This window comes from Cellulomonas triticagri (genome assembly GCF_003696205.1).
Classification (GTDB): domain Bacteria; phylum Actinomycetota; class Actinomycetes; order Actinomycetales; family Cellulomonadaceae; genus Cellulomonas; species Cellulomonas triticagri.
In genome coordinates, this window is sequence record NZ_RFFI01000058.1 from 20,836 (window position 1) to 27,416 (window position 6,581).

Below are 6,581 nucleotides of genomic sequence, written 5' to 3' on the forward strand. Positions count from 1 at the left end.
CGCGCCGCCGGTCCCGGCGGCACGAGCGGCACCGACCCCCGACCCGAGAGGAGCCGCGTGCCCCGCACCGACCGACCGACCGCCCCTTCGTCCGACGGCCCGGTGCTGCTGGTGCTGCACGGCTCGCGCGGCGACCTCGCCCGCCGCATGGTCTACCCCGGCCTGCAGGCCCTGGCCGCCGCCGACCTGCTGCCCGAGCGGTGGCTGCTGCTCGGCACCGGGCGTCAGGAGCACACCGACGACGAGCTCGCGGACGTCGTCCGGGAGTCGCTGCGCGAGCACGGCGACGCCGACCGTGCGGACGCCCTGGACGGGCACGTCCGGTACGCGAGCACGTTCACCGAGGACGAGCCCGGCGGCCTGGTCGACGCGATCCAGGCGGCGACGGCGGATCTCGCCGGGGACGACGACGCCGACGTGACGGTGGTGCACTACCTGGCCGTGCCGCCGTCGGCGTTCGCGCCGACGACCCGCGGGCTGCGTGCGCACGGCCTGGCCGACGGGGTGCGGGTGGTCTACGAGAAGCCCTACGGGACGTCCCCGGAGTCGTTCGAGGAGCTCGACGCGCTGGTGCACGAGGTGCTCGACGAGGAGCAGGTGTTCCGCATCGACCACTTCCTCGGCAAGGAGGCGACGCAGAACCTGCACGTGCTGCGGTTCGCGAACGAGCTGTTCGGCGGCATCTGGAGCCGGGAGCACGTGGCGCAGGTGCAGATCGACGTCCCGGAGACCCTGGACGTCGCCGACCGCGCCGAGTTCTACGACGCCACCGGCGCCGCGCTGGACATGCTGGTCACCCACCTCTTCCAGGTCGCCGCGCAGGTCGCGATGGGTCCGCCGGCGGCCATGGACGCCCAGAATCTCGCGGCCGCGCGCGAGGAGGTCATCCGCTGCTTCCGGCCGCTGGACCCGCGCGAGGACGTCGTCCTCGGGCAGTTCACGGGGTACCGGGACATCGAGGGCGTCGCCGACGACTCGACGACCGACACCTTCGTCGCCGCCCGGCTGTGGGTGGACGACGACCGGTGGCGGGGTGTGCCGTTCCTGCTGCGCACCGGCAAGCGGATGGCCGCGCAGGCGCAGCGCGTCACCCTCGTGCTGCGCACCCCGGACGAGCTGTTCGGCGAGCCCGCCGGCCCGGGCCGGGTGAGCGTCTCGCTCGCGGGGGACGGGGCCATCGACATCACGACGACCGTGAAGCGACCCGGACCCGACCTGGCGCTCGCGACGGGCACGGCGTCGCTCGCGCTCGACGACGTCGAGCCGGGCGACCCGCTGCCCCCGTACGCCTCGCTGCTGCACGACGTGCTCGTCGGCGACCGCACCCTGTTCACCAGCCCGGACGGGCTGCGGGCCGCGTTCGCGGCGTTCGCGCCGCTGCTCGGCCCGGACCGCCCGGAGCCCGAGCCGTACGAGCCGGGGACGTGGGGCCCCGCCCGGGCCGACGCGCTCGCCGGCCCGGACGGGTGGGTCCTCACTCGTAGCTGACGGCGTCCAGCACCCGCATCCGGGCGGCCCGGGTGGCGGGCCACAGCGCCGCGAGGACGCCGACCACGACCGCGAGCGCGAGCATCGCGCCGAGGCTGCCCCACGGGATGACGAGCTCCGACAGCCCGTCGTCGGCGTAGACCGTGGGCAGCGTCGCCGCGAGCGACACCCCCACCACCAGCCCGACGACCGTGCCGAACACCGCCGTGAGCACCGACTCGATCACCACCGTGCCCGCGAGCTGCAGCCGGCCGAGGCCGACGGCACGGAGCAGGCCGATCTCCCGCGTCCGCTCGATGACGGACAGCGCCAGGGTGTTGACGATGCCGAGCACCGCGATCACGACGGACAGCCCGAGCAGGGCGTACAGGATCACCAGCACCTGGTTCACCTGGTCGGCGAGCTGGGAGACGAACTCCTCCTGCGTGAGCACCGAGACCACCACGTAGGGCGAGACGGCCTCGGCGACCGCGTTCTTCAGGTCCGCGACCGCGACGCCGTCGGCCGCGGACACCATGAGGGTGTCCACCAGCTGCTGCTCCGGCGGGACCAGGCCGTCGAGGACCTCCGTGCGGACGACGACGGCCGCCCCGAGCACGTTCGTGCTGAACACCGCGCCGACCGTGAGGTCCTGCGGGCCGCGCGGACCCGTGACGACGAGCGTGTCGCCGACGGCCCAGCCGTACTCCTCGGCGGCGGACTCCTGGACGACGGCCTCCCCGTCCGCGAGCGACGCGAGGTCGCCGTCCACCGTCTCGGCCTCGATGGTGCGGTCGAACAGGTCGTCCGCGACGCCCGCGACGTACGGGGTCCCCGCCGCGTCGTCCCCGTCGAGCGTCACCGGCAGCGCCGCGGCCGCGAAGACGTCGGACCGCCCGACCTCCGACAGCGCCGCGACGTCCGTGATCGCGCCCTTCGGGATGTCGAACGTCGCCGAGCGCAGCACCAGGTCCGCGTTCGTCTGCGACTCCACCACGCCCGCGACCGACTGCTGCGCGGACACCGCGATCACCGACACCGCCCCGACCAGGGCCATGCCGATCATCAGCGCCCCCGCCGTGGAGGCGGTGCGGCGCGGGTTGCGGACGACGTTGCCGCGCGCCAGCCGGCCCACCGGGCGGATCGCGCGCACGAACGGCCAGGCCAGCACCCCGAGGACGCCGCGTGCCATGCCGGGCGCGAGCATCAGCACGCCGAGCAGCACCGCCGCCGCGCCCGCGCCGAGCGCCGCGTCCATCGTGTCCGGGCCCGAGTTCAGCGTGGCCGCCGCGACCCCGGCTGCACCCAGGCCGGTCAGCACCAGGCCCGCGACCGCGCGCACCCGGATCGAGCGCTCCGGCACGGTCACCTCGTCGCGCATGGCCTCGACCGGCGGCACCAGGGCCGCGCGACGGGCGGGGACGGCGGCGGCGAGCACGCTCACCACGGTGCCGACCACCAGCGAGACGACGACGGTCGCCGCGTCCACGGGGATGCTCCCCGCCAGGTCCATGCCGACCGCCCCGAGCACGGCCTTCAGGCCGACGACCAGGCCGAGCCCACCGGCGACGCCGAGCGCCGACCCGATCAGCCCGACCGCCGCCGCCTGGACGAGGATCGAGGTGAACACCTGCGCGGGCGACGCCCCCACGGCCCGCAGCAGCGCGAACTCCCGCATCCGCTGCCGCACGGACATCGCGAACGTGTTCGAGATGATGAACGCGCCCACGAACAGCGCGATGGCCGCGAACACCAGCAGGAACGTCGTGACGAAGCCCAGCATCTCGTCGATGGCGGCCTTGTTCTCGTCCCGGAGCTCCTGCCCGGTGACGGCCTCGACGTCGGCCGAGGTGAGCGCCCCGAGCCGGTCCACCAGCTGCTCGGCCGTCGTGCCGTCCTGGGCGTAGACCGCGATGTCCCCGACGCCGCCGTCCGGCGCGAACAGCGCGTAGCCCGTCTCGGGCTCGACCAGCACGATCGTGGCGCCGGCCATCGGGCCGCCCATGTCGACCCTCCCGACGATCTCCACGTCGGTGACCTGCCCGCCCACGACCACCTGCGTCGCGTCGCCGATCGCGAAGCCGGAGGACGCGAGCGTCGCCGTCTCCAGCGCGACCTCGTCGGGTGCCGACGGGCCGCGGCCCTCGACGACCTCGATCGCCGGGTCCTCGGTCACGTACGGGAACGCCATGCTCGGCGCCTGGGTGCTCTGCACCGCCGTGCCGTCCGCCCCGACCAGGACGATCGCACCCTGCACCTCGGGGATGGCGTGCGCGACGCCGTCCACCTCCGCGACCTCGGCCGCGAGCGCCCGCGGGACGGTGCCGGTGCTGCCGGTCCCGCCCTCCGCGGTGAACGCCCCGCCGCCCGGCGGGCGCAGGTACGCGTCGGCGGGCGCGGCGGCGTCCACGATGCCGGAGAAGGTGCTCGACATCATCGTGCGCAGCGAGAACGTCCCCGCCACGAAGGCGACGCCGAGCGCGACCGCGAGCAGCGACAGCAGGAAGCGCACCAGGTGCGCGCGGATGCCCCGCAGGGCGACCCGGAGCATCAGCCGACCGCGCCGGCGGGAGCCGGGGCCGGGCGCAGGGCGGTCAGCGCCGCCAGGACGGAGTCCGGGGTCGGGTCCGTGACCTCGCCGACCAGGCGGCCGTCCGCCAGGAACAGCACGCGGTGCGCGTAGGACGCCGCCGTCGGGTCGTGCGTGACCATCACGACGGACTGCCCCAGGTCGTCCACCGAGCGGCGGAGGAAGCCCAGCACCTCGCCGGACGACGTCGAGTCGAGGTTGCCCGTCGGCTCGTCGGCGAACACCACGGCCGGACGCGACACCAGGGCACGGGCGCACGCGACTCGCTGCTGCTGCCCACCGGAGAGCTCGGTGGGCTTGTGGTCCAGCCGGTCCGCGAGCCCGACGGCCTGCACGACGGCGTCGAGGTGCGCGCGGTCCACCGGGCGGCGCGCGATGTCCAGCGGCAGGGTGATGTTCTCCAGCGCCGTCAGCGTCGGCACCAGGTTGAACGCCTGGAACACGAAGCCCAGCCGGTCCCGGCGCAGCCGGGTGAGCTGCCGCTCCCGCATGCCGCTGACCTCGAGCCCGTCGACCACGACGGATCCCGCGTCCGAGCGGTCCAGGCCCGCCATGCAGTGCATCAGCGTCGACTTCCCGGACCCGGACGGGCCCATGATCGCGGTGAGCTCCCCGCGGCCGAAGTCCACGTCCACCCCGGCGAGCGCACGCACCGCGGTGTCCCCCCCGGCCGTACGTCTTCACCAGCCCTCGTGCGCTCGCGATCGGTGTGGCGTCGTTGGTCGTCATGGTCCCCGGTTCCTGTGAGTCCGCTGGTGGGCACGAGCATCGTCCCGTCCGCGCGGGACGCGGCGGCATCCGTGAAGACCCTGGTCGTCCCCTGATCCCACCCCTGGGGACCTCGGTCCCGCACACCCCCTCCTCAGTGTGGCGCGCGTCATACCGGCGATCTAGGGTTCTCCCACGAGGTGCTCCGATGACGTGGTCCCTGTTGGTGCTGTGGATGGTGCTCCCGGCGCTGACCTTCGCGGTGCTGCTGCGGCTGCTCCCGGGCGACAGGTCGACGCCGCGACGCCGCGCGGGCCGGAACCGGGACCGGGTCCGGGGGCACGTCGCCGGGGCGCTCGACCGCACCGCCGACCGCCTCCGCCGCGGCCACCACCGCGAGACCGCACCCGACCCGTTCGACGCGCTGCACGTGCAGATCCGGCTCGGCATCGTCGCGGAGCACCTGCGCGAGCTCGAGGACGACCCGCACGCCTGGGCCCGCGCCGAGCGCATCATCGCCAGCCAGCTCGCCTACGACGCGCTGCTCGCGGACGCCTGCCGGCTCGCCGGGGTGGAGGTGCTGCCGCGCGCCAAGGGGGACCCGTGGGAGCGGATGCGGGAGGAGGTCGAGCTCGCGGCGCGGGGCTGGACCTGGTGAGCCGCGGCGACCCCGGGACACGCTCCGGTCAGAGGGCGTGGGTGAACGAGACCGGCGTGCCACCCGCCCGGGCGTACGCGATCTCCCGGGTCGTGGACTCCCCGACGTACCCGCCGGGGTTCACGACCACCACCCGGTCGGCGAGGTCGATCCGGTGCCGCTGGACGGCGTCCAGCACGGCCTTCTGCTCGTCGCTGATCGACTCGCCCTCGACACCCACCTCGCTCGGCGCGAGGACGACGACGCCCGCGAGGGTCAGCTCCCAGGTCGTCGCCCGGATCTCCGCCACGAACCGCATCGAGCCGCACAGGCAGACGACCTCGGGGCGGGCACCCGCCCGGTGGCCGTCAGGCACCTGCGGATCCCGCACGTCTCAGCCCGCCACGACCGTCAGCGTGCTCGACCCGTCGGCCCGCCGCCGCACCTCGATGCGCTCCGCCACGGCCTGCTTGAGCGCCTCGACGTGCGAGACCACCCCGACCACCCGGCCGCCGGCCCGCAGCCGCCCGAGCTCCCCCAGCACGGCGTCGAGCGTGTGCGGGTCGAGCGTCCCGAAGCCCTCGTCGATGAACAGCGTGCCGAGCTCGACCCCGCCCGCCTCGGCAGTGACGACGTCGGCCATACCGAGCGCCAGGCACAGCGACACGTAGAACGTCTCCCCACCGGACAGGGTGCGAGGGTCGCGGGCGGAACCGGTGGTGTGGTCCACGACCCGCATCGCGAGGCCCGTGCGCCGGCTGCGCACGTCCTCCTTCTCGTCGCTGCGCTCGAGCTCGTACCGGCCGTCGGACATCTCGCGGAGCCGGTCGTTGGCGGCCGCGACGACGTCCTCGAACCGGCGCACCAGCACGTAGGTGGCGAGCGAGAGGGCCTTGGCGTTGTCCGCGTCAGCGCCGCCCGCGAGGCGCGCCATGCGCGTCACCGGTCCGGCGTCCGCGTCGGCGGTGGCGAGCGCGGTCGACGCGGCGTGCACGTGCGTGGCGGCGGCCTCGGCGCGCTCGGTACGGTCCAGCACCGACCCGAGGGCGGCTCCCGCGGCGTCGGCGTCGGCGCGGGCCTGCGTCGCGGCGGCCCGCAGATCCGCGACCCGGGAGGCGCCGTCGGCGGGCTCGTCGGCGACGGCGACGACCTCCGGGTCCGCCAGCCCCTCGGCGACCC

General features: G+C 75.0%; 5 protein-coding genes and 1 pseudogene. 2 read left to right on the top strand and 4 right to left on the bottom strand.

What is annotated here, in order from left to right:
- Window positions 1-57: 57 nt before the first annotated feature.
- Window positions 58-1,488, top strand: a complete 1,431-nt coding sequence (locus tag EBM89_RS11520; protein ID WP_233571690.1) for a glucose-6-phosphate dehydrogenase — start codon at window positions 58-60, stop codon at window positions 1,486-1,488.
- Here the strand turns inward: EBM89_RS11520 and EBM89_RS11525 are convergent.
- Together EBM89_RS11525 and EBM89_RS11530 are read right to left on the bottom strand one after the other, a co-directional pair.
- On the bottom strand, window positions 1,475-4,018 hold the full coding sequence (locus EBM89_RS11525) for an ABC transporter permease (RefSeq protein ID WP_122149573.1): 2,544 nt from the start codon (window positions 4,016-4,018) through the stop codon (window positions 1,475-1,477). The genes EBM89_RS11520 and EBM89_RS11525 overlap by 14 nt on opposite strands.
- Window positions 4,018-4,786 (bottom strand): annotated as a pseudogene (locus tag EBM89_RS11530) (ABC transporter ATP-binding protein). The gene EBM89_RS11525 and the pseudogene EBM89_RS11530 overlap by 1 nt, the downstream one beginning before the upstream one ends.
- 187 nt (window positions 4,787-4,973) lie before the next feature.
- On the opposite strand from EBM89_RS11530, the gene EBM89_RS11535 reads away from it, so the two are divergent.
- Entirely contained in the window at window positions 4,974-5,423 is a 450-nt protein-coding gene (locus tag EBM89_RS11535) for a hypothetical protein (protein WP_122149574.1), read from the top strand.
- Window positions 5,424-5,451: 28 nt separating this feature from the next.
- Here the strand turns inward: EBM89_RS11535 and EBM89_RS11540 are convergent, their stop codons facing one another.
- Together EBM89_RS11540 and EBM89_RS11545 are read right to left on the bottom strand one after the other, a co-directional pair.
- A complete protein-coding gene (locus tag EBM89_RS11540; RefSeq protein WP_369408648.1) occupies window positions 5,452-5,778 on the bottom strand; it encodes a hypothetical protein in 327 nt (108 codons plus the stop codon).
- A gap of 18 nt (window positions 5,779-5,796) precedes the next feature.
- On the bottom strand, window positions 5,797-6,581 hold a 785-nt coding region (locus EBM89_RS11545), incomplete at its 5' end, for an SbcC/MukB-like Walker B domain-containing protein (protein ID WP_305038142.1).